This is a genomic window from Agrobacterium sp. 22-226-1 (genome assembly GCF_053522345.1).
The window spans coordinates 12,479-38,548 of the sequence record NZ_JBNWCP010000001.1; the positions used below are offsets into that span (position 1 = coordinate 12,479).

Here is a 26,070-nt window from a genome sequence, read left to right on the forward strand (position 1 = left end):
TTTGTCGGCAGGACCCGCAAAAGCTATTGCGGGTTCACCACCTGGCTCGCGAGGCGGAAGGGGCTGGCGACGGTGGCGCCGATCGCATCGAAAACGAAGGCTCCCGCACTGTTGATATCACCCCCGCGCCTGCTTGCCTCAAGTTGCGGCACCATGGAGGCCAGCGCCGCATAGCGGTCGTGGTTGAGCGGGTCCGATGCCTTCAGATTGGAGATGTCGACGAATTGCACGCCCTCCTTGAGAGCGGCTTCCTGCACTTGGCGGTCGGTCACATCCAGTGCACCGATACGAGTGACGTCGGCACCGAGGATGGAAGAGGCTTTGAGCGCGCGGTCGTCCTTGGAGACGAAAACAGTGAGCGGTGGGTTGAGCCGGCCGACAACCTCGATCTGCTTGCGGAACACATCGGCGTCGATATCGGGCGCAGCCAGCACCACCTGCAGCTTGGCGATTACATCGTTCCTGCCCTGGAAGCGCAATTGCCGAAGCGCCTCCATGACCAGCCAGCCGCCCATGCTATGCCCGAACACGACGACGCTTTTTTTCGGGGTCTGCCGGGTGAGATCGATCAACATCGCGGCGAGCGCATCGCGTGAAAAGGTCGCGGATTCCTTGTCGGCCACATAGCCGGCGACAGAGGCCTGCGACGGCCAGGAAAAGACCAGCGGCACGCCGTTCATATTGGCGTCCGCCGCCATCTGCGCCGCGCGGAACAGGGCTTCCTGATAGCTGTAATTATAGCCGTGTACAAAAAGTGCGATCTGCTTGCCGGAGCGGGCTATGTCGCCAAGATCGGCATTAAAGCGCGTTTTCGTCAGCATATCGGCCCTGGTGACGACGAAATCCCTGTTCGGGTCCGGCTTGCCGCTGGCCCATTCGATTTTCCCGCTTTTATGGGTGGGCGGAATGGAAATATCGAAACTGGCGTAGTTCGGCTCCATCGCCCGCTCCGTCCCGAAGCCCTTTTTCGCGTCCGTGCTTTTCTCCCGCGTGCTCGCCACGAAGGCGGTCACGATTTTCGTGTCGCGGGTCCTGGTGTTGACGGCCTCCAGCACATCCGCCCCCGGTCGGCCTGCGCAGGAGGAGAGAAGACCGAGGGTGAGAAAGAGAGAAAAGATCAGGCGCATGAATGGGCTACCGGTGATGAGGACCGGTTCATAAATAACCGGCGACTAAAAAAGTTGCTACTGGAGAATGAATTGCACTGTAGCGGCGGTCTTCGGGTGCGGACGGGCGTTCCCCACCTTGCTATCCGTCCATCTTCGTTTTAGGCCGTAAACATGACGAACAAGGTGTCGCTTTTACGGCTGAAACTCACGGACTTCCGCAATTATGCGGCGGCTGCGCTCACGCTCGATGACCGCCATGTGGTGCTGACGGGCGACAACGGTTCCGGCAAGACCAATCTTCTGGAGGCCGTCTCCTTTCTCTCACCCGGAAGGGGCCTGCGCCGCGCCACCCTGTCTGATGTGACGCGGGTAGGGGCCGAAGCCACCGGTTTCTCGATCTTCGCCGATGTCGAGGGCATGGATGGCGAAGTCGCTATCGGTACGGGAATTGAAGGGGATGGCGAGGTGGTGTCGCGTCGCCTGAGACTGAATGGCACGCCGGTGAAATCCGTCGATGAATTGACTGACCATCTGCGGGTATTGTGGCTGACGCCGGCCATGGATGGCCTCTTTACCGGCTCGTCCTCGGACCGCCGGCGTTTCCTCGACCGGCTGGTGCTGTCGCTCGATCCCGCTCACGGAAGGCGGGCAAGCGATTTCGAAAAGGCCATGCGTGGCCGCAACCGGCTGCTTTCTGAAGGCCGCTTCGATCCGGTCTGGCTGGACGGCATCGAAAAGCAGATGGCCGAACTCGGTATCTCCATGGCGATTGCGCGTTATGAGATGCTCGGCCTCTTGAAGAGCCTGATCGAGGGGCGGGCGGGCAATGCTGCTTTCCCTTCCGCGGCGCTTTCTCTCTCCGGTTTCATGGACGATGGGCTCAATCGTCCCGCCGTCGATCTGGAGGATGAATACAGGCTTATGTTGCGCGATGGCCGGTATCGTGACGCCGCTGCCGGCCGCACACTGGATGGGCCGCACCGCGTCGATCTCTTCGTGCGCCATGCGGAAAAGGACATGGAGGCCGAGCGCTGCTCAACCGGGGAACAGAAGGCGCTGCTGGTGGGGCTGGTGCTTGCGCACGCGCAGCTGACCGCCAATATGACTGGTCATGCGCCGGTTCTGCTGCTGGACGAGATTGCCGCCCATCTGGATGAGGGCAGGCGGGCGGCTCTGTTCGATCTCATTCATGCACTTGGCGGCCAGAGTTTTATGACCGGAACGGATACGGCGATGTTCTCCGCCCTTGGCGACAGGGCGCGATTCTTCAATGTATCCCACGGGAGCATCACCGCATGACGGCTAAGAGATGGAGGGCGACATGGACCCGCTGAGCCCGGAAGAAATCGAACGCTACAAGCGCCATATCCTGTTACCGGAAATCGGCGGCGTGGGCCAGCAGCGGCTGAAGGCGGCGCGTGTGCTGGTCATCGGGGCCGGCGGCCTCGGTGCTCCCGTCCTGCATTATCTTGCCGCCGCCGGTGTCGGCACGCTCGGCATGATCGATGACGATGTGGTTTCCCTGTCCAATCTGCAGCGACAGGTGATCCACGATACCGGTACGATTGGGGAGCTGAAGACGGAGAGCGCGCGCAAGGCCATCGCCCGGCTCAATCCGCATGTCCGCACGCGTGTTTATGAAGAGCGCTTTTCGCAGGTCTGGGCGCATGACCACTTGCCATCCTTCGATCTCCTGATCGACGGCTCGGATAATTTCGATACGCGTTATACGGCTGCCGATGCGGCGGAGGCTGCGAAAAGACCGTTGGTAACGGGAGCTGTCGGCCGTTTCGATGGTTCGGTGACGGTGCTGAAACCCTATGAGACGAATGCCGAGGGTGCTCTGCTGCCCGGCTATCGCGATCTTTTTCCGGAACCGCCGCCGCAGGGCCTCATTCCCAATTGTGCGGAAACCGGCATTGTCGGCGCGCTGACCGGAGTTATCGGCACGCTTATGGCAATGGAGGCGATCAAGGTTATCACCGGTGCCGGCGAGCCGCTGATCGGCCGTCTGCTCCTCTATGACGCCCTCTCGGCCCGTTTCGAAACCGTGCGATACAAGCGGCGGTCAACTGGGAAGAAACCATGATCGAGATCGCTAAGATCGGCGAAGAATTCAATCGCTGGCAGGAATTGCTGACACTCATCATGTCCTCCTTCGCCTATATGGATGGCGTCATCGACCCGCCATCTTCGGCCAATCGCCTGACGCTTGGAAATCTGGCGGCGAAGGCGAGGGTGGAGATCGCTTTCGTGGCGCTTGATGGCGATGAGATTCTGGGTTGCCTGTTTTGCCGACCGGAGCCACCGGCCCGTCTTTATGTCGGCAAACTCTGTGTTTCCCCGAAAGCGCAGGGAAAGGGTATAGGCAGGATGCTTCTGGAGCAGGCCGAAGCGCTGGCCCGCGAATTAGCGTTACCGGCGCTGCGGCTGGAAACCCGTATCGAGCTTATCGCCAATCATGCCAAATTCGCCGCCTGGGGTTTCGTCAAGACCGCCGAAAACGCCCATGCCGGCTATAACCGCACGACCTCGATCGAAATGACCAAATTCCTCGGCTGAACCGGCTCAGTTCCGCCCCGGCAGCACCCGGTTCGGCGGGCGGTGCCCGTCGAACAGCGTGCGGATATTGATGATGACCTTGTCGCCCATTTCGATACGGCCCTCGATTGTTGCCGATCCCATATGGGGAAGCAGCACGACCTTGCCTTCCTTGGCGAGCTTGATGAGCTTGGGGTTTACCGCAGGCTCGTTCTCATAGACATCGAGACCGGCACCGGCGATTTTTCCTTCGCGCAGGCACTGGATCATCGCCGCTTCATCGATGATATCGCCGCGCGCCGTGTTTACGATGTAGCTGGTCGGCTGCATCAGCGCCAGCCGCCGCGCCGAGATCAGGTGATAGGTCGCGGGCGTCGAGGGGCAATTGACGGAGACGATATCCACCCGCGCCAGCATCTGGTCGAGACTGTCCCAGTAGGTCGCCTCAAGCTCCGTCTCGGTGGCCGGATTGACGCGTTTGCGGTTGTGATAATGAATGGAAAGGCCGAAGGCCTTGGCGCGCCGCGCCACCGCCGTTCCGATGCGGCCCATGCCGACAATGCCGATGCGCTTGCCGGAAATGCGCCGCCCGAGCATCCAGGTCGGTGACCAGCCCAGCCATTCGTCCGCGCCATTGGCGAGCACCCGTGTGCCTTCGATCATGCGGCGCGGCACGGCAAGCGCCAGCGCCATGGTAATGTCGGCGGTATCTTCGGTCAGCACGTTGGGCGTATTGGTGACGGTAATGCCCTTTCGGGCGGCTGCATCCACATCCACATGGTCTATACCGTTGGAAAAGCTCGCAATCAGCTTCAGCTGCGGTCCGGCTTTCTCGATCATGGCGGCGGTGATGCGATCAGTGACAGTGGGCACCAGAACGTCGACCCGCTGCAAGGCGGCCACAAGCTCGTCTTCGCTTCGCAGCGTATCGTCGATATTCAGTTCGGCATCGAAGAGTTCGCGCATTCTGGTTTCGACGACGTCAGGCAATTTGCGGGTGATATAGACTGTCGGTCTCTTCTTGTGGGTCATCGTTTGCCGCTGCCTTGTTCAGAAGTCATTAACCAGAAAGAGCGATAATTTCTTTCAATCAGGGCGTTTCTACCAGACCCACCGGCGAAGACAAATAAAACTCGCTGAAGCTTGAGGCATGTGGAAGCGAGCCTCCTTAAATATCATCCGGTTTGCAGAAGGCGGGAAACGGAAATGGGCATGCGCAGTGTGGTTTCTATCGTTTGCATTGCATTGTCTTTGGGCCTCCTCGGTGCGGCAACCGACGCCATGGCGCAGGGTGCCGCCAAAGGCGCAAGCGGCCTGCCGCTGCCACGTTTTGTCAGCCTGAAATCCAAGCGCGTCAACATGCGCATCGGACCGAGCACGGATTATGCCGTGTCATGGATGTATCTCAAATCGGGAATGCCGGTGGAAATCATTCAGGAATATGAAAACTGGCGGCGCATCCGCGATGCTGACGGGACGGAAGGCTGGGTCAACCAGGCTCTGCTTTCCGGTGAGCGCACGGCCGTTGCGGCTCCGTGGATGCGTGGCAAGGGCAAGGAAGTTTACGTGAACATGCGCCGTGAGGCGCAGTCGGGCGCTTCCGTCGTGGCACGGCTTGAGCCGGGCGTCGTCTTCCGCATCGGCGAATGCAACGGCGACTGGTGCCGCGCTGAGGCCGGTCAGGCCTCGGGCTGGGTTTCACAGGGCGAAATCTGGGGTGCTTACCCCGGTGAAGCCTTTAAATAAGGCCGTGCTTCTCACCAAGCGCCTTGAGCGATGACATCGGGCGCGGCCCGACCTGCTGAATGACGGCAGCCGCCGCAAGGCAGCCGAGCTTGCCGCAATCTTCGAGCGACCGGTCCTGCGTATAACCGAACAGGAAGCCGGCGGCGAAAAGATCGCCGGCGCCCGTCGTGTCGACCACATCATGCACCGGATAGGCTTCGACCTTCACACGTTCCGTGCCGCGCAGGATGACGGCGCCTTCCTCGCTCATCGTCACCGCTGCGATCTTGCAGTCGGCTGCGATTTTGGTCAGAGCAAGCTCGAAATCGTCGGTTTCGTAAAGCGAAAGCGCTTCCTGCTTGTTGGCGAAAACAATGTCCACAGTACCGGAACGCATCAGGTCGAGGAATTCGTCGCGGTAGCGGCCGACGCAGAAGCTGTCGGAAAGCGTCATGGAGACTTCGCGGCCGTTTTCATGGGCAATGCGGGCGCATTCGCGAATGGCGTCCTTGGCGCGCGGCGGGTCCCAAAGGTAACCCTCGAAGTAGGTGACTTTCGTATCCGCCACCACGTCTTCTTCCACGTCTTCTGGACCGAGATCGACGCAGGCGCCGAGATAGGTATTCATCGAACGCTCGCCATCTTCGGTGACGAAGATCATCGAACGCGCAGTCGGCGGGAAGGTGCCTTCCGGCTTGGTTTCGAAATAGACGCCCTGCGCGCGAATATCGTGCTGGAAGATTTCGCCGAGCTGGTCTTCGGCCACCTTGCCGAAATAGGCGGCCTTGCCGCCGAAATTGGCCACGCCTGCCGCCGTGTTGCCAGCGCTGCCGCCAGAGGCTTCGAGAGCCGGTCCCATCAGCGAGTAAAGCAACTCGGCCCGTTCCGCATCGATGAGGTTCATCGCGCCTTTGGTAATGGCATTGTCGTTGAGAAAGCGATCGTCGCAGCGGGAAATGATGTCGACGATGGCATTGCCGACAGTCAGTACGTCGAATTTCGTCATAGGCCCTATCCGTTTCGCACGGTGTGTGCGTATTTTTCGAAAGGTCTTAAACATTTCTGGCGGCAAGAAAAGCCCAGACAGAAAATATGCGGTTCTCCGCGAGGAGCGAAAACGCGTCATCTGCCTGTAATGTGGTTAAGCTATTTCATTTGTCAGAGCAAAAGGTGTGTGAATGCATACCGGAATGGAAGACATGATGGTCTTCTGGCTCAACCGTTATCTCCGCCACGGATGTACTGGCGGCATATAACGGACATAAAAGGCGGGGGAGACCCCGCTTTTTCTTTTGGGCAACATTCGGCCTTGCGAATTTTACGGGCAAGACGCGCTTTCTATCCGAAGCGGCTCACTGGCCTCCTCCTTCTTGGGCGCCCATTTGGCGAAAACAAAGAGTGGGAGCGTTTTCGCGATTCCATTCCTATGGAAAAGGCTCTAAAGCGGAGTATCTCCCGCAAAAGCCGCGAAAGCTTTCCCTCCATGTCTGCCGTTGCCGCGAATGTCGCCCCGATTTTCATTCTCATCCTGATCGGCTGGCTCACCGTCAAGGCCGGTCTGTTCAGGGCCGATGCCGGCGATATCCTCAGCGATTTCGTGTTCAAGATCGCCGTGCCGACCTTGATCTTCCGCACACTTGCGGAAGCGAATTTTCACGGTGCTTCGCCCTTCCGGCTCTGGATCACCTATTTCGCCGGCGTGGCCGTCACCTGGACGGTCGGGCATATCGTCACCCGTTATGTCTTCAAGCAGGATGTCCGCATCGCCGTCATTGCCGGCATTTCCTCGGCATTTGCGAACAATATCTTCATCGGCCTGCCGCTGGTCGGGCGCTCCGTCGGGGATGAGGGGCTGGTGGCTCTCTCCATCCTGCTCGCCATCCATCTACCTGTGATGATGATCGCGGGTACGATCCTGATGGAAAACGCCACGCACAAGGCGGTCGGCGGGGAAAAGCGAAGCATGGCGGCGGTCTTCAAGCAGGTGGGCCGCAACCTCATCACCAATCCTTTGGTGATCGGCCTGTTCATCGGGCTTTCTACCAATGTTTCCGGCGTGGCGCTGACGCCCATCCTGAAAACCGTGGTCGATCAGATCGCCTCCATGGCGGGGCCGGCGGCGCTTATCTCGCTCGGCATGGCGCTGACGAAATACACCATTCGCGGCAATCTCGGCATTGCCGTTACCATGACGGTGTTCAAGCTGCTGTTTTTCCCGGCCTGTGTCTGGGCCATGGGTCACTTTCTCGGCCTCAGCCGGGAATGGACGGCAGCGCTTGTGCTCACATCCTCCGTGCCGACGGGCGTGAATGCCTGGCTGATCGCCAACCGCTTTGGCATCGGCCACAGCGTTGCGGCCTCCACCATCAGCATTTCCACGGCGACCGGCGTTCTTTCCGTGTCGCTGTGGGCATGGCTGCTGAGCTGATTATTCTGCCGAGTTGATTATTTCTGGGCGCTCAGAATCTTGAAGCGGGCGTTACGGCACACCTCAATGCTGGTGCGGAATTCCGCCGCGAGCACCGGCTCATAGGGCATGCCGCGATTGGCGACCATCAGCAGCTTGCCGCCGCTGCGCAGCGCGCCGGCGGCAGCCTTGATGAAGGCCTGGCCGAGGGCAGGTTCTGCTGCCTGTCCCGCCGCATGGAAAGGCGGGTTCATGATGATGAGGTCGTATTTTTCCTTCGGCGGTTCGTTTGCCAGATCCTGCCAGAAGAAACGCGCCGTCAACCTCGGATTGTTTTCGAGAAGATTGGTCTTGGCGAATTCCAGCGCATTCCAGTCCGCCTCGAACAGATCGATACGGGCCGTGCGCGGCGATTTTTCCGCCAGCATAACGGAGAGATAACCCCAGCCGGCACCGAAATCGGCAGCATTGCCGTCAAAATCGGCCGGCAGGCGCGATGCGAGCAGTTCCGAGCCGTCATCCACGCGGTCATGGGAAAACATGCCGGGCAGGGCGGTGAAGCGGCCTTCGACCGTAACGGGCTTCTGGGCAAGTTTCGCCACGGCAGATGCAACATCGTCCGGTCGTTTGAACCAGAGAGCGACGCCGTGATATTTCGGCGTGGATTCCGCTTCGATGCCAAGCTTTGCCAGCGTCTTGCGTAGCGTCACGATACCGTCTTCCTTCGACCCGGCCGCGACGATCAGGCCACCCGCCTTCACGCGCGAAAGCGCTTCGGCGACGCGGTTTTCATTCTCGCCGCGATGTTTGCCGCAAAGCAGCAACGCCGCATCGTAATCCTCGCCTGAAATATCCGGTGTCACCTCTGCGCCTTGAGCCTGCAGAGCACGATAAAGCGGCCGTAGATGTTGAACCGCGACGATCTCCGCGTCAAAACCATCCAGCCGGGGACCGGCTTCCGCTCCCAGAAACAGAACGCGTTCGCCCTCTTTCGGCATGGAAAGCATGTCCGAGGCAAAGGGATGGAAAAGGGTTTTCACGGCGTCACGGCTCATGGGAGCATCCTTAAGGTCGAATAGAAAAAAGGCGCGGGCAAAACCCGCGCCTCGATAGGGTCTGGCGGCGCGGCCTTATTCGGCAGCGGCTTCGCCGTCTTCCTTCTTCTTGTCGGCAGCGACTTCCTTGCCGGTTGCCTGGTCGACAACCTTCATGGACAGGCGAACCTTGCCACGCTCGTCGAAGCCCATCAGCTTGACCCAGACCTTGTCGCCTTCCTTGACGACGTCAGAGGTCTTGGCGACACGCTCGGAAGCGAGCTGCGAGATGTGGACGAGGCCGTCACGGGCGCCGAAGAAGTTGACGAAAGCGCCGAAGTCAGCGGTCTTCACAACCGTGCCTTCGTAGATCTGGCCGACTTCCGGTTCCGCAACGATGGAGTGGATCCACTTGCGAGCCGCTTCGATTTCCTTGCCGGAAGAAGAAGCGATCTTTACGGTGCCGTCGTCTTCGATGTTGATCTTCGCGCCGGTCTTTTCGACGATTTCGCGAATGACCTTGCCGCCGGAACCGATGACTTCACGGATCTTGTCGACCGGAATGTTCATCACTTCGATGCGCGGTGCGAATTCGCCGAGCTGGCTGCGGCTCTCGGTGATGGCATTGGCCATTTCGCCGAGGATGTGCTTGCGGCCACCCTGTGCCTGCTCCAGAGCGATCTTCATGATCTCTTCGGTGATGCCGGCGATCTTGATGTCCATCTGCAGCGAGGTGATGCCGTCGGCCGTACCCGCAACCTTGAAGTCCATGTCGCCGAGGTGGTCTTCGTCACCGAGGATGTCGGAGAGAACCGCAAAGCGCTCGCCTTCGAGGATGAGGCCCATGGCGATACCGGCAACCGGCTTGGCCAGCGGAACGCCGGCGTCCATCAGTGCGAGCGAGGTGCCGCAAACCGTTGCCATCGACGAGGAGCCATTGGACTCGGTGATTTCGGAAACGACGCGCAGCGTGTAGGGGAACTGCTCCGCAGTCGGCAGCATCGGGCGGATAGCGCGCCATGCGAGCTTGCCGTGACCGATTTCGCGACGGCCCGGGGAACCCATGCGGCCTGTTTCGCCGACCGAGTAGGGCGGGAAGTTGTAATGCAGCAGGAAGCGTTCCTTGTACATGCCGGTGAGGCTGTCGACATACTGCTCGTCTTCGCCGGTGCCGAGGGTCGCGACAACGATCGCCTGGGTTTCACCGCGGGTGAACAGCGCCGAACCGTGCGTGCGCGGCAGCAGGCCGACTTCCGAGATGATCGGACGAACGGTTGACAGGTCGCGGCCATCGATACGGCTCTTGGTGTCGAGAACGTTCCAGCGAACGATTTTTGCCTGAAGGTGCTTGAAGACCGCGCCGATTTCTTCCGGCGTGTACTTGGCTTCGCCTTCTTCCGGCAGGAAGTGTGCCTTCACCTTTGCCTTGACAGCGTCGACGGCGGCGTAGCGGGCTGCCTTTTCGGTGATCTTGTAGGCGTCGCGCAGTTCGCCTTCGGCGAGCGCCAGCATTTCGTTTTCGAGCGCGGAGAAATCTTCCGGTTCGAATTCGCGCGGTTCCTTGGCAGCAACTTCGGCGAGCTTGATGATCGCGTCGATAACCGGCTGGAAGCCGCGATGACCGAACATGACGGCACCGAGCATGATTTCTTCGTTGAGTTCCTTGGCCTCGGACTCAACCATCAAAACGGCGTCCTGCGTGCCGGCAACGACGAGGTCGAGAACAGACTCGTCCATTTCGTCCAGATGCGGGTTAAGAACATACTCACCGTTGATGTAGCCAACGCGCGCGCCGCCAACCGGGCCCATGAAGGGAACGCCGGAGAGCGTCAGCGCTGCGGAAGCCGCAACCATCGACAGGACGTCCGGGTTGTTTTCCAGATCGTGCTGGATAACGGTCACGACGACCTGCGTGTCGTTCTTGTAGCCTTCAGGGAACAGCGGGCGGATCGGGCGGTCGATCAGGCGCGAAACCAGCGTTTCGTTTTCGCTCGGACGGCCTTCGCGCTTGAAGTAGCCACCGGGGATCTTGCCGGCTGCGTAGGTCTTTTCCTGATAGTTGACGGTCAGCGGGAAGAAGTCCTGGCCGGGCTTCGGAGACTTTGCGGAAACCACGGTCGCGAGAACCATCGTCTCGCCGTAGGTTGCGATGACGGCGCCGTCAGCCTGACGGGCAACCTTGCCGGTCTCGAGCTTCAGCGGGCGGCCTGCCCATTCGATTTCCACGGAGTGTTGATTGAACATATCTTGTCCTTGGTTGTGGCTGCCCGCTCCGGCGTCGTACCGGCGGAAGCAGCGCTGTGACTCAATCACGGGCAAGACAGCGGGAGGCTTCCCAAAGAAGCATCCGGCAATCCTGCCCCATGACAGGTCTGCGGTTGAAAAAGGCGGCACCGGCCCATCCGGGTCACCCTTATCGTCCGGGGCCACATTTGCGGCGAACGCCCGGAAATTTCTGTGGCCTCAAAGGCCGGATATAAAAACCGGCGGGCATCGTTGCGAAACCCGCCGGAGAAGTTATTAGCGGCGAATGCCGAGAGCACCGATCAGCTTGGTGTAACGGGCTTCGTCCTTCTTCTTCAGATAGTCGAGAAGCGAACGACGGCTCGAAACCAGCGTCAGAAGGCCACGACGGGAGTGGTTGTCCTTCTTGTGGTCCTTGAAGTGACCGGTCAGGTTGTTGATCCGCTCGGTGAGGATTGCGACCTGAACTTCCGGCGAACCGGTGTCGCCTTCCTTCGTGGCATATTCCTTGATGAGGGCGGCTTTGCGCTCTGCAGTAATCGACATCGGACGATCCTTTCTGTTTTAAGGAAAAATGGGACGCCTAAAGCCGGGATGTCGTCCAGCTCTGGCCATTCAGCAGCATAGGCAAAGCCCAAGCTGGCGCTGCCTATAAACTATTCCGGGTGCAATTGAAAGAGGCGATTGACAGCGCCTCCTTGAGCGTTTCCAGGAAAAGTGTGAAGCGGATTTCCGTCCGGAAACGCGTAAAACAAATAGATGGAGCCCGTCTCAGCCGAAAACACGCTTCGGCCGGAATTCGCCTTCGCCGATTTCACCGATGGCGACGAGCTTGCCATGCGCGGTGGCATAGGCTTCCGGATGATTGGCCGGTGCATCGCGCCCGCGCAGCAGGATGGGGTTGCCCATCTTCAGCCGGTGCGCCTGGTCGTCGTTGATGATGAGGCGGGGAAGGGCGGAAAGCGCCTCGGCCGTGTCGATCAGGAAGGCATCCAGCGCCTCCAGTCGCTCGTCGCGATCCTCCACGGCTTCCAGCGCCGTCAAGGTTTCGAGCGGCACCATCATGTCTTCGCCGAAGGGGGCGACCATGGTGCGGCGCAGTTCCGAAATATGGCCGAAACAGCCGAGATCGCAGCCCATGTCGCGCGCCAGCGCCCGCACATAAGTGCCCTTGCCGCATTCCACTTCGAAATGTGCGGTGTTGGCGTCCGGACAGGCAAGCAGCGTCAGGCGATGGATTTCCACCTCACGCGCGGGAATTTCCACCGTCTCGCCGTCGCGCGCCAGATCGTAGGCGCGTTCGCCGGCGATCTTGATGGCCGAAAATTGCGGCGGTGTCTGCATGATAACGCCAGTGTAATTGGGCAGGATATCGCGGATCGCCTGTTCGTCCGGGCGCAGATCGGAGGATTCGACCACCTCGCCTTCCAGATCGTCGGTCGCGCGCTGCTCACCCCAGGTCACGGTGAATTCGTAGATTTTCCGGCCGTCCATGACATAGGGGACGGTCTTGGTGGCATCGCCAAGCGCGATCGGCAGCATGCCGGAAGCTAGCGGATCGAGCGTGCCGGCATGGCCGGCTTTCTGGGCGTTGAACAGCCATTTGATCTTGGAAACGGCCTCGGTGGAGCCGAAATCCAGCGGCTTGTCGAGAATGAGCCAACCGGAAATCGGGCGGCCCTTGGGTTTGCGGTTTTGCTGTTTGCGTGGTTTGGACATGCTTCAGTTCTGTTCGTCGTCTTTTTCGTTTGAAGGTCCAAGATCGCGCTGCACCTCCGGTGACCGCAGGAGTGCGTCGATCTTCTGGTAATTGTCGAAACTCGTATCGTCGCGGAAACGCAGTTCCGGCATGTATTTCATCTGCCGAAGCTGCGGACCAAGGCGGCCGCGCATGTATTTTGCATGGCGGTTCAGGGCGCTGATGATATCGGTGTGATCGGCAACGCCGAGCGGCGTCACGTAGGCGGTGGCGATCTTCAGATCGGGCGACATGCGCACTTCCGAAATGGAAATGACGGTGCTTTCGATCAGATCGTCGCGGACTTCACCGCGCTGGAGAATCTGGGTCAGTGCGGCGCGCACCTGTTCGCCGACGCGCAGCATGCGTTGGGAAGGGGCCGATGATGTTGCTTTTGCCATGGGTTATGCCTCAAACGGAGCGAGCGCCGGTAAGCCGGCGCCCGACAGTAAAGTCCTGTTTTGCGGCGAGAACGCTTAGAGCGTTCTCGTGATGTGCTCGACGCGGAAGCACTCGATGGTGTCGCCGGCGCGGATGTCTTCGTAGTTTTCGAAGGCCATGCCGCATTCCTGACCGACCGGCACTTCTGCCACTTCATCCTTGAAGCGCTTGAGGGTCTTGAGCTTGCCTTCGTGGATGACGACGTTGTCGCGTACCAGACGCACACCCGCACCACGTTCCACCTTGCCTTCGACGACGCGGCAACCCGCGACCTTGCCGACCTTGGTGATGTTGAACACCTCGAGGATTTCCGCATTGCCGAGGAAGGTCTCGCGACGCTCCGGCGAAAGCAGGCCCGACATCGCCGCCTTCACGTCATCCACCAGATCGTAGATGATGTTGTAGTAGCGGATCTCAATGCCGGCGCGCTCGGAAGCCGTACGTGCCTGTGCGTTGGCGCGAACGTTGAAGCCGATGATCGCGGCGTTGGAGGCCTCGGCAAGCGAGATATCCGATTCCGTGATGGCACCAGCACCCGAGTGAACGATACGAGCGCGGACTTCGTCGGTGCCGAGCTTGTCGAGCGAAGCGATAATGGCTTCGACCGAACCCTGCACGTCTGCCTTGATGACCAGTGGGAATTCTTTCATTCCCGAAGTCTGCAACTGGCTCATCATCTGTTCCAGCGAACCGCGCTGGCCCGTCTGACGTGCGACAGCCTTGTCGCGTGCCAGACGCTGGCGGTACTCGGAAATCTCGCGAGCACGGCTTTCGTTTTCGACAACCGCGAAACGGTCACCGGCAGACGGCGTGCCGGAAAGACCGAGAATCTCGACAGGCATGGCCGGACCGGCTTCCTTGACGTGTTCACCCTTGTCGTTGACGAGGGCGCGAACGCGGCCCCACTGGTCGCCGGCCACGATGATCTGACCAGGCTTCAGCGTACCCTTCTGCACGAGAACTGTAGCGACGGCACCACGGCCGCGGTCGAGTTCCGCTTCGATGACGGTACCTTCTGCGGTACGGTTCGGATCTGCCTTGAGGTCGAGAATTTCAGCCTGCAGCAGGATCGCTTCAAGCAGTTTGTCGAGACCGAGCAGCTTCTTGGCGGAGACTTCCACGTCAAGCACTTCACCGCCCATCGATTCCACGAACACTTCGTGCTGCAAGAGCTGCTGGCGAACCTTTTCAGGGTTTGCCTCGTGCTTGTCGATCTTGTTGATCGCGACGACGATCGGAACACCGGCCGCCTTGGCATGGTTGATGGACTCGATCGTCTGCGGCATCACGCTGTCGTCTGCGGCAACGACCAGCACGGCGATGTCGGTCGCCTGCGCACCGCGGGCACGCATGGCCGTGAAGGCGGCGTGGCCGGGGGTGTCGATGAAGGTGATCTTCTGACCATTCTTCTCAACCTGATAGGCGCCGATATGCTGGGTGATACCACCGGCTTCGCCAGCAACCACATTTGCCTGACGGATGGCGTCGAGCAACGAGGTCTTGCCGTGGTCGACGTGACCCATGATGGTCACGACCGGCGGACGGGAAACCATTTCGCCTTCGTCGTCAGCCTGGTTGAAGATGCCTTCTTCCACGTCGGATTCGGAAACGCGCTTGACGGTGTGGCCGAATTCAACCGCGATCAGTTCCGCCAGATCGGCGTCGATCACGTCGCCCGGCTTCATCATCTGGCCTTCCTTCATCAGGAACTTGATAACGTCGACGGCGCGTTCGGACATGCGCTGTGACAGTTCCTGAATGGTGATGGTTTCCGGCAGGATCACTTCGCGCATGACCTTTTCACGGGTTTCCTGCATCTGGCTGCGGCGGAATTTCTCCTGGCGGCGGCGCATGGATGCCATGGAGCGTCCGCGCGGCGTACCATCTTCATCCAGATTGGACGAGGTGACGGTCAGCTTGCCACGACGGCGTTCTTCTTCCGTCTTCAGGCGGGCAGCCGGCTTTGCCGGTGCAGGTGCTGCGACCTTGCCACGGACCGGCAGGTTGCCACGGCGTGCACCGCGATCGTCCTCATCGTCGCCATCGGTACGGCGTCCACGCGGAGCGGCGGTTTCCGGGGCTGCGCGACCAGGGGCGGCAGCTGCGGGCTGAGGACGAACCTCGGCGCGCGGCGCCGGCTGAGCGGCGGCGGCCGGCTTTTCAGCGGCCGGTTCGGATTTCGTTTCCACGGCCGGCTGGCTTGCGGCCACCTTGGCGGCTGCGGCTTCCTCGGCGGCACGGCGTGCAGCCTCTTCCTTTTCGGCAGCGATGCGGAGTTCTTCCTCGACCTTGCGGCGCGCTTCATCTTCGGCGCGCTGCTTGGCTTCGATCACGTCACGGGCCTGTGCTTCCATCAGCGCGCGGCGGCGGGCTTCCATCTCGCCTGCCGACAGGTCGTGCAGGACGTTGCCGCGCGGACGCTCGGGCTGGCGCTGCTGCGGTGCAGACGAACCGGGACGCTGCTGCGGCTGGGAGGAACCCGGACGCTGCTGGTTGCTGGGCTGGTGGATGCGCTGCTGCGGGGCCTGCGGACGCGGTGCTGCCACGGGGGCAGGGGTGGCCGGCTTCGGAGCGGGCGCCGCAGTCGAATGAACCTGCTTCTCGTCTTCTGGACGCAGGGGGCGGCGCTTGCGTGTTTCCACGACAACCGCGTTCGTGCGACCTCGACCCATATCCTGCCGCACGGTGCCCTGATTCATCCCGCCCGGCTTGAGGGTGAGAGTCTTCTTAGGCTGTGCGTTAAGTGTCTTGTCGTCGTTGTTGTCGGTCATTCCGTTCCCGTTCCTTCGGACGAGAACCGGATGACGTTCATCAGGTCTCGTCGTTCAATTGCTGCATCGGAACGCGGCGACCGTTCATGTCGGGCAACCGCGTCATTGTTCTGTCCGGGCAGCGTCGCGTTCCGCCTGAGATTGGCCGCCAAGGCGGTACCGCTCAAGCATCGTTGCGCGCTTCACTACACCCTCACCCGCCTGCCCTGCAAGCGCGCAGGCATGGATAAAAGCATTCTGGCCCATCAACTCGTCCATTTCGGCTTCGCTAAAGAGCCGGAAGGACGGAATTTCATTGCCGGCATCGCTGCCGAGTGCCCAGGCCTTGCGGGCCTGGTCCAGTTTCCTGACGCCATCGGCCGCAGCATCGGTCGCGTGAAACACGGAGATCGCGTTCCCGGACCGGACGGCAGCATCGACCTTCGTCGCGCCGCTGATGAACTGGCCCGCCTTGCGCGCCATGTTCATCATACCAGCCACATGCTGCGCCATCAGCCGGTCGAGAAGAGCGAGAAGCTCAGGCCCGGCCTTGACGTCACGTTTGAGAGCCCGCGAGAAGAGCTTCTTCGCGATGGCCTTTTCGATCAGGGCGCGCTCGGGTTTCACCCAGCAACCGCGCCCCGGCAATTGGCGTTTCAGGTCCGGAACGACGTTGCCGTCCGGGCCTGCGACGAAGCGGATCAGCTCATCCGGCGATCCGCTCTGCCGTGTCACAATGCACATACGTCCGTTGACGTCGCCCTTGATCCGCCCGTCATCGTCAGTCTCGGGCAGATCGTCCGGCTCATGCGCCTGCGATGTCATTCCTGTTCGGCGGTATCCGCCTCCTCGGCAGCTTCCGCATCGGCTTCCTGTTCGGAAGCGAGTTCTTCGGCGGTGATCCAGCCTGCCAGAAGGCGAGCCTGCACCACCATGTTCTCTGCTTCGACGCGCGAAACATCGAGCTTGGAGAAGATACCTTCGAACTTCTTCGTCTCGCCGTCCTTGCGCTCGCTCCAGCCAACGAGATCGTCCGCTGCACAGCCGGCAAAGTCCTCGATGGTCTTGATGCCGTCTTCGCCGAGCGCAACCATCATCTGCGAGGTCAGACCGTCGATCTGGCGCAGCTCGTCGGAAACGCCGAGTTCCTTGCGCTTGGCATCCATTTCGGCTTCCAGGCGTTCCAGATATTCGCGGGCGCGGGTCTGGATTTCATCGGCGGTGTCTTCGTCGAAGCCGTCGATCGAGGAAATTTCATCGAGATCGACATAGGCAAGTTCTTCAACCTGCGCGAAGCCTTCCGAAGCCAGAACCTGACCGACCATTTCGTCGACATCCAGCGCTTCCATGAACAGGGCCGTGCGCTCGTTGAATTCCTTCTGGCGACGCTCGGATTCTTCCTGCTCGGTCATGATGTCGATATCCCAGCCGGTCAGCTGCGATGCCAGACGTACGTTCTGGCCACGACGGCCGATGGCGAGCGACAGCTGCTCATCCGGAACCACCACTTCGATACGCTCGGATTCTTCATCCAGAACGACCTTGGCGACTTCCGCCGGCTGCAAGGCGTTGACGATGAAGGAGGCCGGTTCCTGGCTCCACGGAATGATATCGATCTTCTCACCCTGAAGTTCGCCGACAACGGCCTGAACGCGCGAACCGCGCATACCGACGCAGGCGCCGACCGGATCGATCGACGAGTCGTTCGAGATGACGGCGATCTTGGCGCGCGAACCGGGGTCGCGGGCAACCGACTTGATCTGGATGATGCCGTCGTAAATTTCCGGAACTTCCATGGTGAAGAGCTTCACCATGAACTGCGGATGGGTACGCGACAGGAAAATCTGCGGGCCGCGCTGTTCGCGGCGAACGTCGTAGACGTAGGCGCGGACGCGATCGCCATAACGCATGTTTTCACGCGGGATCATCTCGTCACGACGGATAATGCCTTCGCCACGGCCGAGATCGACGATGACGTTGCCATATTCGACGCGCTTGACGGTGCCGTTGACGATTTCGCCAATACGGTCCTTGAACTCGTCATACTGGCGGTCACGTTCGGCTTCGCGCACCTTCTGCACGATGACCTGCTTGGCGGACTGGGCGGCGATACGGCCGAAATCCATCGGCGGCAGCGGATCGGCGATGAAGTCGCCGAGCTTGGCGTCCGGGTTGCGGTCGCGGGCCAGCTCCAGCGGGATCTGGGTCGAATAGTCCTCAGCGGCCTCGACAACTTCCAGAAGACGCTGCAGGCGGATTTCGCCGGTCTTGGAGTTGATGTCGGCGCGGATGTTGGTTTCCGAACCATAGCGCGAGCGGGCGGCTTTCTGGATAGCGTCGGCCATTGCGGCAAGCACGATTTCGCGGTCGATGACCTTTTCGCGCGCCACAGCATCGGCGATCTGCAGAAGCTCAAGCCGGTTAGCACTCACTGCCATTTTTCTATCTCCGTAAATCGCATAATTGCGGGGTTCGCCCTTGTTTCCGGGCTTTACGTTGGAATTAGTCTTCGTCTGCTTCGTTTTCGTCGTTCTGGTTTGCGGCGGCGGCCTTGGCCGCCTTGTCTGCCCGCAGCGCATCACGAATAAGATCGTCCGTCAGAATGAGCTTCGCATCCGAAAGCGCGCTGAACGGAATGATGACTGTCGGTTCCTCGCCATAGGCGATCTGGTCGCGTTCCAGCTTGAAGCCGTCCGCATTGACCTCGACGATCTTGCCGCGAAACCGCTTGCGGTTCTCGACCAGAATGGAGGTTTCGACCTTCACCAGATGACCCTGCCAGCGGGTGAAATCCGATTTGCGAACCATTGGCCGGTCGATGCCGGGCGAGGAAACTTCGAGATGATACGCTTTATCGACCGGATCTTCCACATCAAGAACCGGTGAAATCGCCATGGAGACGGCTTCGCAGTCCTCGACGGTCATGGTGCCGTCTTCGCGCTCGGCCATCACCTGCAGCGTCATGCCGTTCTGGTTGGAGAGCCGCACGCGCACCAGAAGATACCCCATGCCCGTCAAAACAGGCTCGATGATCTCGGCGATACGTTGGTCGATGCCCGTTTCGGTTATCAGTCGCGGTTCTTGTGCGGTGTCTGCCATCTGGCCTTCCGGTCTTTAGATTTTCACCGGGCACTCGGCCCGTGGTTTCCGGTTCGCCTAACGAAAAAGAGCGGAGCCTTGCGGCCCCACTCTTCATCAAGCGATCAAGAATTTCAGGGGTCATATAGACCCATCGGGGCAGGATTGCAAGGTTTTCGCGGGCGTCTGCGTTTCAGCGACGTCTCGGCCACATTTTCACCCTTACCATGTCGGAAAGGCTGGCATGATTGTCGGCACTGTCTATAGTTGCCGTTTGACAAATCGCAGTTGCATCAAGTGGACAGAGCGTGCCTGACCGTAAATCGCCACTCGCGCCTTTAAGGCATTTGACTTACAGACGAATCTGGATCGCCAGCCTTGCCTCGAATTTCGGTGGACTGATCCAGGCGGTGGGCGCCGCATGGATGATGACCTCGCTCTCAAGTTCGGAAAACATGATCGCGCTGGTGCAGGCCTCCACCTCTTTGCCGATCATGCTGTTCTCGTTGATTTCAGGCGCGCTGGCCGACAGTTTCGACCGCCGCCGCATCATGATTTCGGCGCAGCTCCTGATGCTGACGGCCTCCGTGTTGCTCACCGTCTTTGCCTGGTCCGGCTGGCTCACGCCCTGGCTGCTTCTCTTCTTCACCTTTATGATCGGCTGCGGCACCGCGCTCAACAATCCGTCCTGGCAGGCCTCCGTCGGCGAAATGGTTCCGCGCGAGGATCTGCCGGCCGCCGTGACGCTGAACAGCGTCGGTTTCAACATCACCCGCAGTGTCGGCCCGGCCATCGGCGGCATCATCGTCGCGGCCGCCAGCGCCGCTACCGCGTTTTTCGTGAATGCGCTGAGCTATTTCACGCTGATCTACGCCTTGTTTCGCTGGCAGCCGCCCAAATATGCATCGACATTGCCGCGTGAGCAGCTTCTTGCCGCCATCTCCGCCGGCATGCGTTATGTGGCGATGTCGCCCAACATCGGCAAGGTGCTGGTGCGCGGCTTCCTTTTCGGCCTTTCCGCCAGCGCCATCCTTGCCTTGATGCCCATTGTCGCCCGCGATCTGGTCGAAGGCGGCCCCTTGACCTATGGCGTCATGCTGGGCGCCTTCGGCGTCGGTGCGATTGGCGGTGCGCTGATCAGCGCCAGATTGCGCGAGGTCCTGTCCAGCGAATGGATCGTGCGCGTCGCATTTCTGGGCTTCGCCTTCAGCGCTGGCGTAACGGCGGTGAGCACGAGTGCGATCATCACCTCGCTGGTTCTGACTATTGCCGGCGCCTGCTGGGTTCTGGCGCTATCGCTCTTCAACACCATCGTCCAGCTCTCCACCCCGCGCTGGGTGGTTGGCCGGGCGCTCTCGCTCTACCAGACGCTCACCTTCGGCGGCATTGCGGTCGGTAGCTGGCTGTGGGGTGAGCTGGCGGAAGATTACGGCATTTCCTATTCGCTGCTCTGTTCGTGCGCGCTGATGCTGCTCGGCGTCGGCGTCGGCCTCAAGCTCGCCATGCCGGCTTTTGCCTCGCTCAATCTCGATCCGCTCAATCGTTTCGTGGAACCGCCGCTGAGGCTGGATATCAAGCCGCGCAGCGGCCCCATCGCCATCCTCATCGACTATGAAATCCACGACGAGGACCTCGGCGAATTCCTGCCGCTGATGGCCGAGCGCCGCCGTATCCGCATCCGTGATGGTGCCCGCAACTGGAACCTGATGCGCGATCTCGAAAACCCTGATATCTGGACCGAAAGCTACCATGTGCCGACCTGGGTGGAATATGTCCGCCACAACCACCGCCGCACCCAGGCGGATGCGGAGGCCTGGGACCGGCTGCTCGAGCTTCACCGTGGCAAGACGCGACCCCGGGTTCACCGAATGATCGAGCGGCAGACCATTCCGCCGACCGACGATATTTTTCACAAGCCCCATACGGATCAGCATTGAGAGGTGATGGTTAAGTGAGTGGCGATGCCCTTCCCACAAACTCCCCGTCATCCTCGGGCCTATCCCGAGGATCCAAACACCTATCGTTAAATCAATCGGTTGCAGATGCTCGGGACAGGCCCGAGCATGACGGAGGAGAGGTTTTCACACGTTGCCAGCAACCGCTACTTCAGCTTCGCCTTCAGCGTCGCATCGGGAAAACATGTAGGCGCGAGACCGTTTTTCGCCTGCCAGTCCCCGAGCGAGCGGCGCGTCTTGAAACCGGCCAGTCCATCTGCCTTGCCGACATCGTAACCCTTGGCCACCAGCGCTTTCTGCATGGCGAGAACATCCGAGCGCAGCATCGATCCGACATTGCCCCATTCACCCTTGAACGGGCCCGCCCCATGGGCGATGCGGTCGGCGAGATTGCCGATGAACAGCGCGTAGAGATCGGAATTATTGTATTCCTTGATGACGTAGAAATTGGGCGTCACCACGAATTCCGGCCCGTGCCGTCCGGCCGGCACCAGCATCATGCCATCGGCGGATAGGTCATTGGACGGGAGAGCTTTTCCGGAAATGCGAGTAATGCCCATCTTCGCCCAGTCGGCCACCGGCCGGGCAAGATCAGGACCTTCCTGCGCGCAGGAGACATTGGCGGGGATGGAGACTTCGAAACCCCAGTCGCGATTGCGCTGCCAGCCGCGCTGGGAAAGATAGTTCGCTATGGATGCCAGCGCGTCCGGTACGGAATTCCAGATATCGCGATGGCCGTCGCCATCGAAATCCACGGCATATTTGAGATAGCTCGACGGCATGAATTGCGGCTGGCCGAGCGCGCCGGCCCAGGAGCCCATCATGCGCGAGGCTGCGATATCGCCGCTTTCGACGATCTTCAGCGCATCGATCAGTTCGGTGCGGAACATCTCCTTGCGGGTCGACATATAGGCTTTCGTCGCCAGCACATCGACCACGGAATGCGGCAGTTTCGCCCGACCAAAACCGGATTCGCGGCCCCATATCGCAACGACTATATCACCGGGTATGCCGTATTTCGCCTCGATCCTGCGCAGCGTCGCCGCATGGGTGGCTGCAAGCGAACGGCCGGTGCCGGCCAATCCCTGCAGCCGCTTTTCGGAGAAATAGGCGCCCGGCGAGGAAAATTCCGCCTGACTCTGGCTTTGCTCCTTTGGTGGCTTCTGGCCGGGAATGACAAGGTCGGGCAGGTTCCAGCTGATGGAGAGACCGCTGAGGGTGGCTTCAAGCGTCTTTTGCGAAATGCCGGCCTTGCGGGCTTCCGGCCAGATTTCCTTTTTCAGCCAGGCATTAAATTCAGCGTCATATCGGGCTGCCGCTGCTCCTGTCGGTGCCGATTGCGCCAAGGCCGTCGTTGCTGAAAAAACGGAAAGAAGTGCAGCCAGTGCCTTCGGGGCAAAATGGTTTCGCATTCGGTCTCCTCTTTGAATAACGGGGAGGGAGGGTGGCTTCAGATCGTCGTGCGGGCCCTGAGTGCTGCCGTTAACGTGCCTTCGTCGAGATAATCGAGTTCACCGCCCACCGGTACGCCATGTGCAAGCCGGGTGATCTTGATGTCGAGACCGGAAAGGCGGTCGGTGATGTAGTGGGCGGTTGCCTGCCCCTCCACCGTCGCATTGACGGCGATGATAAGCTCGCGGATACCGCCGGCGCTGACACGGTCGATCAGGCCCTTGATATTCAAATCCTCCGGCCCGACGCCGTCGAGCGGCGAAAGCGTGCCGCCCAGCACGTGATAGGCGGTGTTCATCGCACCCGTCCGCTCCAGCGCCCAGAGATCCGACACGTCCTCCACCACGATGATGACCGACTGGTCGCGCCGGTCGTCAGTGCAGACGGTGCAGGGATCGATCGTATCGACATTGCCGCAGCAGGAACAGATCTTCACCTTGTCATAGGCCTCGCCCATGGCGTGGCCCAGCGGCCCGAGAAGCTGTTCCTTCTTCTTGATGAGATGCAACGCCGCCCGCCGCGCCGAACGGGGGCCGAGCCCCGGCACTTTTGCCAGAAGCTGGATCAGTTTTTCAATTTCGGGGCCAGTGACTCGTTTTGCCATGAGCGCTTTCTACTGCATAAATCGGGAAACGGGAATCATGAAGCGCAAAGGGCAGTCCATGAAAATCAGGGCGGTATGCCGGGGCGAGGCAAAAAGCCTGCCGGGAAAAACGGCGAAGACGGGAATCTTCAAACATGCCGTGCAGGGCCCGGTCATGGTGGATGCCGAAGGTATCGTCAGCGACGCCGTCTGCAATCGCAAACATCACGGCGGGCCGGATCAGGCGATTTACGTCATGGGGTCCGTCGATCTCGACTTCTGGTCCCGCTCTCTGGGTTTTGTGGTCGAAGCCGGATTTTTCGGCGAAAACCTCGTGCTGGAGGGGGTGGACAGCGCAAAACTCCATGTCGGCGACAGGTTCTCGGCCAACGAAGTCGTGCTGGAGGTAACCGCCGCCCGCATTCCCTGCGCCACTTTGTCTGCCCGCATCGGCGATCCCGATTTCGCACCGCGTTTCCGGCAGGCGGGCCAGCCGGGTTTTTATTGCCGGGTGCTGAAAGGCGGAATGCTTGCCGCCGGGGAGGATATAGCCTTCGAACCCTATCAGGGAACGAAACTGCCGATACCGACCATTCTCCAGCGCTTCCGTCCCATGCAGCTCGACATGGCCGAACGCAGGGCCTATCTCGAAACGCCGCTTGCAAGCCGGTTTCGCGCGATGCTGGAAGCCTAGACCCTTTCTAGACGCGAGGACGGCGTGCATCACGCCATCCTCTTCTGTCGGATTATATCAGAACGGGAATTTCATGCCGGGCGGCAGCGGCAGGCCGGCGGTCAGGCCCGCCATCTTTTCCTGGGCCTGTGCTTCGCCCTTTTCCTTGGCGTCCTTGTGGGCAGCCACGATCAGGTCTTCGAGGATTTCCACCTCGTCTTCCTTGAACAGCGAAGGATCGATTTTCAGGCCGCGCATTTCGCCCTTGCCGTTGAGAATGACGGTCACGAGGCCGCCGCCAGCCCTGCCTTCGACTTCAAGGGCGGCGATTTCTTCCTGCACCTTCTCCATCTTGGACTGCATTTCCTTGACCTTGCCCATCATGCCCATGATGTCACGCATGTGCCAATCTCCTGTTCTTTTTGTTTAAAACTCGATGTCGTCGCCGGGAAGGATGTCGCCTTCGCTCGATTCTGCAACCGATGGCGGCGCGATTTCTTCGGCCTCATCCTGTGCGGCGGCGCGGATGCGCACGTCGGTGATTTTTGCGCCGGGAAACTGCGCCAGAATGGCGGCAACGTCAGGATCCTGACGCGCATCGACAAGACGGGCATCCCGGGCATTGCCTTCCGCTTCAACAAGGGTCGGCTCGCCCTGTTCCTTGCTGAGGCTGACGATCCAGTGGATACCGGTCCATTCCTTGAGCTTGACGCCAAGCTCACCCGGCAGAGAGCCCGGCGCGCCTTCACCGAGGCGCATATCAAGCCGGCCGGGCTCCAGCCGCACCAGCCGCACAAAATTGCGCACCTTGGCCCGCATGACGGGATCGCGGTTCTTCTGACAGAGATCGGCAATATCCTGCACCGAATTGACGGGAACCTTCGGCTCCGGCCGCTCTTCGGTTTTCGGTGTCGCGACCTGCATCTCCTGCGGGCGGCTGTCTGGAACAGCGCGCAGCACGGCGGAGGTTTGCGGTGTCGTCTGGCGCTGGGCGGGAAGATCGATTGGTCTTCCCGCGGCCACGGCCTGTCCCGACGAATAGGCGCGCGCACCGCCGCCATTGCCGCCGCCCGAAGGTCCGCCATTGGCGTAACCGCCGTCACCGTTCGAAAGCTCCGCCAAGCGCCGCGCGGCATCTTCAGGTGCGGGCAGATTGGCGGCGTGCGAAAGCCGGATCAGCACCATTTCGGCCGCACCGGCCGGGCGCGAGGCGTTTTCCGTTTCCGGAATGCCTTTCAGCAGCATCTGCCAGATGCGCGAAAGCGCGGTTACCGCAATCGTTTCGGCAAATTCCGCACCCCGCACGCGCTCGATCTCGGAAAGCGAGGGGTCTTCCGCCGCATCAGGCACATATTTCATGCGGGTGACGAGATGGGTGAAATCGGCAAGATCGTTCAACACGACGACAGGGTTCGCGCCCGCCTCATATTGCCCGTTGAATTCCGAAAGGGCGGCCGCGACGTCGCCTTTGACGACATGCTGAAAGAGATCGACGATGCGCGCCCGGTCGGCAAGGCCGAGCATGCCGCGCACCGCTTCGGCTTCAACGCGGCCTCCACCATGCGCAATCGCCTGATCAAGCAGGGAAAGGCCGTCACGCGCGGAGCCTTCGGCTGCGCGGGCGATCATCGAAAGCGCCTGCGGATCGGCCTCGAAACCTTCCTTGCCGGCAATAGCGGTGAACAGGCCGACCAGATCGGCGGCGCTGATGCGACGCAGATCGAAGCGCTGGCAGCGCGACAGAACGGTGATCGGAACCTTGCGGATTTCAGTGGTCGCGAAGATGAATTTCACATGCTCCGGCGGCTCTTCCAACGTCTTCAGAAGACCGTTGAAAGCCTGCGTCGACAGCATGTGCACTTCGTCGATGATATAGACCTTGTAGCGTGCCGAAACCGGGCGATAACGCACCTGTTCGATGATCTCGCGAATATCGTCGATACCAGTATGGGAGGCGGCGTCCATCTCGATCACGTCGACATGCCGGCCTTCCATGATCGCCTGGCAATGTTCGCCGGGGATGCGCAGGTCGATGGTCGGCTTGTCGATGGTGTCGGTCTTGTAATTCAGCGCGCGGGCGAGAATGCGGGCCGTGGTCGTCTTGCCCACGCCGCGAACGCCGGTCAGCATATAGGCCTGCGCGATACGCCCCGTCTCGAAGGCATTGGTCAGCGTGCGGACCATCGGCTCTTGGCCGACCATCAGATCGGAAAAATCCTTGGGGCGATATTTGCGCGCCAGTACCCGGTAGCCGGTCCCGACCTGGGATTCGCTTGATGTGGTGGGTATGGTGTCGCTCATTGCCTCGCCAGTTTGTTTTGCCAGTTGTCTTGGGGCGCT

The 26,070-nt window shown here is 60.5% G+C and carries 23 protein-coding genes; 7 read left to right on the top strand and 16 right to left on the bottom strand.

Translation table 11 applies throughout. The annotated features are described in order from the left end of the window. Positions 1 to 23: 23 nt before the first annotated feature. Entirely contained in the window at positions 24 to 1,127 is a 1,104-nt protein-coding gene (locus tag ACQZ5K_RS00065) for an alpha/beta hydrolase (protein WP_448739328.1), read from the bottom strand. A gap of 153 nt (positions 1,128 to 1,280) precedes the next feature. On the opposite strand from ACQZ5K_RS00065, the gene recF reads away from it, so the two are divergent. Genes recF through ACQZ5K_RS00080 form a run of 3 tightly spaced genes read left to right on the top strand, consistent with a single transcriptional unit; the run spans position 1,281 to position 3,671 of the window. Next, the gene (gene recF / locus ACQZ5K_RS00070; RefSeq protein WP_448739329.1) at positions 1,281 to 2,408 is read left to right on the top strand and encodes a DNA replication/repair protein RecF; all 1,128 of its coding nucleotides are present in this window, start codon (positions 1,281 to 1,283) and stop codon (positions 2,406 to 2,408) included. Between the two features lie 22 nt (positions 2,409 to 2,430). Beyond that, positions 2,431 to 3,198, top strand: a complete 768-nt coding sequence (locus ACQZ5K_RS00075; protein ID WP_448739330.1) for a molybdopterin-synthase adenylyltransferase MoeB — start codon at positions 2,431 to 2,433, stop codon at positions 3,196 to 3,198. Further along, positions 3,195 to 3,671 carry a GNAT family N-acetyltransferase gene (locus ACQZ5K_RS00080; protein ID WP_448739331.1) on the top strand — a complete coding sequence of 159 codons (477 nt, stop codon included), beginning with the start codon at positions 3,195 to 3,197 and terminating at the stop codon, positions 3,669 to 3,671. The genes ACQZ5K_RS00075 and ACQZ5K_RS00080 overlap by 4 nt, the downstream gene beginning before the upstream one ends. A gap of 6 nt (positions 3,672 to 3,677) precedes the next feature. Here ACQZ5K_RS00080 and ACQZ5K_RS00085 read toward each other — a convergent pair whose 3' ends face one another. Continuing rightward, positions 3,678 to 4,682 (bottom strand): 2-hydroxyacid dehydrogenase, encoded by a 1,005-nt coding sequence (locus tag ACQZ5K_RS00085; protein WP_448739332.1) that lies wholly within the window; start codon positions 4,680 to 4,682, stop codon positions 3,678 to 3,680. A gap of 180 nt (positions 4,683 to 4,862) precedes the next feature. On the opposite strand from ACQZ5K_RS00085, the gene ACQZ5K_RS00090 reads away from it, so the two are divergent. Beyond that, positions 4,863 to 5,396 (top strand): SH3 domain-containing protein, encoded by a 534-nt coding sequence (locus ACQZ5K_RS00090; protein WP_026363850.1) that lies wholly within the window; start codon positions 4,863 to 4,865, stop codon positions 5,394 to 5,396. Here ACQZ5K_RS00090 and ACQZ5K_RS00095 read toward each other — a convergent pair. Then, positions 5,389 to 6,381, bottom strand: a complete 993-nt coding sequence (locus ACQZ5K_RS00095) for an adenosine kinase (protein WP_080818462.1) — start codon at positions 6,379 to 6,381, stop codon at positions 5,389 to 5,391. The genes ACQZ5K_RS00090 and ACQZ5K_RS00095 overlap by 8 nt on opposite strands. 477 nt (positions 6,382 to 6,858) lie before the next feature. Between ACQZ5K_RS00095 and ACQZ5K_RS00100 the strand changes: the two genes are divergently transcribed. Continuing rightward, entirely contained in the window at positions 6,859 to 7,803 is a 945-nt protein-coding gene (locus tag ACQZ5K_RS00100) for an AEC family transporter (RefSeq protein WP_003524298.1), read from the top strand. 17 nt (positions 7,804 to 7,820) lie between these two features. Here the strand turns inward: ACQZ5K_RS00100 and ACQZ5K_RS00105 are convergent, their stop codons facing one another. The 9 genes from ACQZ5K_RS00105 to rimP all read right to left on the bottom strand — a co-directional run bounded on the left by ACQZ5K_RS00105 (position 7,821) and on the right by rimP (position 19,088). Beyond that, entirely contained in the window at positions 7,821 to 8,837 is a 1,017-nt protein-coding gene (locus ACQZ5K_RS00105) for a class I SAM-dependent methyltransferase (RefSeq protein WP_448739333.1), read from the bottom strand. A gap of 75 nt (positions 8,838 to 8,912) precedes the next feature. Continuing rightward, positions 8,913 to 11,060 carry a polyribonucleotide nucleotidyltransferase gene (pnp, locus tag ACQZ5K_RS00110; protein WP_448739334.1) on the bottom strand — a complete coding sequence of 716 codons (2,148 nt, stop codon included), beginning with the start codon at positions 11,058 to 11,060 and terminating at the stop codon, positions 8,913 to 8,915. 276 nt (positions 11,061 to 11,336) lie between these two features. Then, complete coding sequence (gene rpsO / locus ACQZ5K_RS00115; RefSeq protein WP_004439050.1) at positions 11,337 to 11,606, bottom strand: 30S ribosomal protein S15; 270 nt, start codon at positions 11,604 to 11,606, stop codon at positions 11,337 to 11,339. Positions 11,607 to 11,831: 225 nt separating this feature from the next. Then, on the bottom strand, positions 11,832 to 12,779 hold the full coding sequence (gene truB, locus ACQZ5K_RS00120) for a tRNA pseudouridine(55) synthase TruB (protein WP_448739335.1): 948 nt from the start codon (positions 12,777 to 12,779) through the stop codon (positions 11,832 to 11,834). Positions 12,780 to 12,782: 3 nt separating this feature from the next. Further along, on the bottom strand, positions 12,783 to 13,199 hold the full coding sequence (rbfA, locus tag ACQZ5K_RS00125; protein ID WP_065656377.1) for a 30S ribosome-binding factor RbfA: 417 nt from the start codon (positions 13,197 to 13,199) through the stop codon (positions 12,783 to 12,785). Positions 13,200 to 13,274: 75 nt separating this feature from the next. After that, entirely contained in the window at positions 13,275 to 16,010 is a 2,736-nt protein-coding gene (infB, locus tag ACQZ5K_RS00130) for a translation initiation factor IF-2 (protein ID WP_448739336.1), read from the bottom strand. A 102-nt stretch (positions 16,011 to 16,112) separates the two neighbouring features. Next, on the bottom strand, positions 16,113 to 16,814 hold the full coding sequence (locus tag ACQZ5K_RS00135; RefSeq protein ID WP_448739337.1) for an RNA-binding protein: 702 nt from the start codon (positions 16,812 to 16,814) through the stop codon (positions 16,113 to 16,115). Beyond that, on the bottom strand, positions 16,811 to 18,427 hold the full coding sequence (gene nusA, locus ACQZ5K_RS00140; protein ID WP_003524306.1) for a transcription termination factor NusA: 1,617 nt from the start codon (positions 18,425 to 18,427) through the stop codon (positions 16,811 to 16,813). Before nusA ends, ACQZ5K_RS00135 begins: the two co-directional genes overlap by 4 nt. Positions 18,428 to 18,491: 64 nt before the next feature. Then, on the bottom strand, positions 18,492 to 19,088 hold the full coding sequence (gene rimP, locus ACQZ5K_RS00145; RefSeq protein ID WP_448739338.1) for a ribosome maturation factor RimP: 597 nt from the start codon (positions 19,086 to 19,088) through the stop codon (positions 18,492 to 18,494). A 287-nt stretch (positions 19,089 to 19,375) separates the two neighbouring features. Between rimP and ACQZ5K_RS00150 the strand changes: the two genes are divergently transcribed. After that, positions 19,376 to 21,004 carry an MFS transporter gene (locus tag ACQZ5K_RS00150; RefSeq protein WP_448739339.1) on the top strand — a complete coding sequence of 543 codons (1,629 nt, stop codon included), beginning with the start codon at positions 19,376 to 19,378 and terminating at the stop codon, positions 21,002 to 21,004. A gap of 164 nt (positions 21,005 to 21,168) precedes the next feature. Here the strand turns inward: ACQZ5K_RS00150 and ACQZ5K_RS00155 are convergent, their stop codons facing one another. Together ACQZ5K_RS00155 and recR are read right to left on the bottom strand one after the other, a co-directional pair. Next, a complete protein-coding gene (locus ACQZ5K_RS00155; protein WP_448739340.1) occupies positions 21,169 to 22,434 on the bottom strand; it encodes a lytic murein transglycosylase in 1,266 nt (421 codons plus the stop codon). A gap of 38 nt (positions 22,435 to 22,472) precedes the next feature. After that, positions 22,473 to 23,078, bottom strand: a complete 606-nt coding sequence (recR, locus tag ACQZ5K_RS00160; RefSeq protein ID WP_003524309.1) for a recombination mediator RecR — start codon at positions 23,076 to 23,078, stop codon at positions 22,473 to 22,475. 37 nt (positions 23,079 to 23,115) lie between these two features. Here recR and ACQZ5K_RS00165 point away from each other — a divergent pair, with 37 nt between their 5' ends. Next, positions 23,116 to 23,751: an MOSC domain-containing protein gene (locus ACQZ5K_RS00165; protein WP_448739341.1), complete on the top strand. Its 636-nt coding sequence runs from the start codon at positions 23,116 to 23,118 to the stop codon at positions 23,749 to 23,751. Between the two features lie 57 nt (positions 23,752 to 23,808). On the opposite strand, the gene ACQZ5K_RS00170 is transcribed toward ACQZ5K_RS00165, so the two are convergent. Both ACQZ5K_RS00170 and ACQZ5K_RS00175 read right to left on the bottom strand, forming a co-directional pair. After that, entirely contained in the window at positions 23,809 to 24,132 is a 324-nt protein-coding gene (locus ACQZ5K_RS00170) for a YbaB/EbfC family nucleoid-associated protein (RefSeq protein ID WP_003507179.1), read from the bottom strand. Between the two features lie 24 nt (positions 24,133 to 24,156). Beyond that, positions 24,157 to 26,031 (bottom strand): DNA polymerase III subunit gamma/tau, encoded by a 1,875-nt coding sequence (locus ACQZ5K_RS00175; RefSeq protein WP_448739342.1) that lies wholly within the window; start codon positions 26,029 to 26,031, stop codon positions 24,157 to 24,159. Positions 26,032 to 26,070 lie beyond the last annotated feature (39 nt).

Coding starts and splice junctions, on each gene's coding strand:
- ACQZ5K_RS00165 (WP_448739341.1), top strand. CDS start 23,116: ATGAAGCGCAAAGGGCAGTCCATGAAAATCAGGGCGGTATGCCGGGGC.
- rbfA (WP_065656377.1), bottom strand. CDS start 13,199: ATGGCAAAAGCAACATCATCGGCCCCTTCCCAACGCATGCTGCGCGTC.
- ACQZ5K_RS00075 (WP_448739330.1), top strand. CDS start 2,431: ATGGACCCGCTGAGCCCGGAAGAAATCGAACGCTACAAGCGCCATATC.
- ACQZ5K_RS00095 (WP_080818462.1), bottom strand. CDS start 6,381: ATGACGAAATTCGACGTACTGACTGTCGGCAATGCCATCGTCGACATC.
- recF (WP_448739329.1), top strand. CDS start 1,281: ATGACGAACAAGGTGTCGCTTTTACGGCTGAAACTCACGGACTTCCGC.
- ACQZ5K_RS00090 (WP_026363850.1), top strand. CDS start 4,863: ATGCGCAGTGTGGTTTCTATCGTTTGCATTGCATTGTCTTTGGGCCTC.
- ACQZ5K_RS00155 (WP_448739340.1), bottom strand. CDS start 22,434: ATGCGAAACCATTTTGCCCCGAAGGCACTGGCTGCACTTCTTTCCGTT.
- ACQZ5K_RS00085 (WP_448739332.1), bottom strand. CDS start 4,682: ATGACCCACAAGAAGAGACCGACAGTCTATATCACCCGCAAATTGCCT.
- pnp (WP_448739334.1), bottom strand. CDS start 11,060: ATGTTCAATCAACACTCCGTGGAAATCGAATGGGCAGGCCGCCCGCTG.
- ACQZ5K_RS00080 (WP_448739331.1), top strand. CDS start 3,195: ATGATCGAGATCGCTAAGATCGGCGAAGAATTCAATCGCTGGCAGGAA.
- ACQZ5K_RS00175 (WP_448739342.1), bottom strand. CDS start 26,031: ATGAGCGACACCATACCCACCACATCAAGCGAATCCCAGGTCGGGACC.
- ACQZ5K_RS00170 (WP_003507179.1), bottom strand. CDS start 24,132: ATGCGTGACATCATGGGCATGATGGGCAAGGTCAAGGAAATGCAGTCC.
- infB (WP_448739336.1), bottom strand. CDS start 16,010: ATGACCGACAACAACGACGACAAGACACTTAACGCACAGCCTAAGAAG.
- ACQZ5K_RS00065 (WP_448739328.1), bottom strand. CDS start 1,127: ATGCGCCTGATCTTTTCTCTCTTTCTCACCCTCGGTCTTCTCTCCTCC.
- recR (WP_003524309.1), bottom strand. CDS start 23,078: ATGGCAAAACGAGTCACTGGCCCCGAAATTGAAAAACTGATCCAGCTT.
- rpsO (WP_004439050.1), bottom strand. CDS start 11,606: ATGTCGATTACTGCAGAGCGCAAAGCCGCCCTCATCAAGGAATATGCC.
- nusA (WP_003524306.1), bottom strand. CDS start 18,427: ATGGCAGTGAGTGCTAACCGGCTTGAGCTTCTGCAGATCGCCGATGCT.
- ACQZ5K_RS00105 (WP_448739333.1), bottom strand. CDS start 8,837: ATGAGCCGTGACGCCGTGAAAACCCTTTTCCATCCCTTTGCCTCGGAC.
- rimP (WP_448739338.1), bottom strand. CDS start 19,088: ATGGCAGACACCGCACAAGAACCGCGACTGATAACCGAAACGGGCATC.
- ACQZ5K_RS00100 (WP_003524298.1), top strand. CDS start 6,859: ATGTCTGCCGTTGCCGCGAATGTCGCCCCGATTTTCATTCTCATCCTG.
- ACQZ5K_RS00135 (WP_448739337.1), bottom strand. CDS start 16,814: ATGACATCGCAGGCGCATGAGCCGGACGATCTGCCCGAGACTGACGAT.
- truB (WP_448739335.1), bottom strand. CDS start 12,779: ATGTCCAAACCACGCAAACAGCAAAACCGCAAACCCAAGGGCCGCCCG.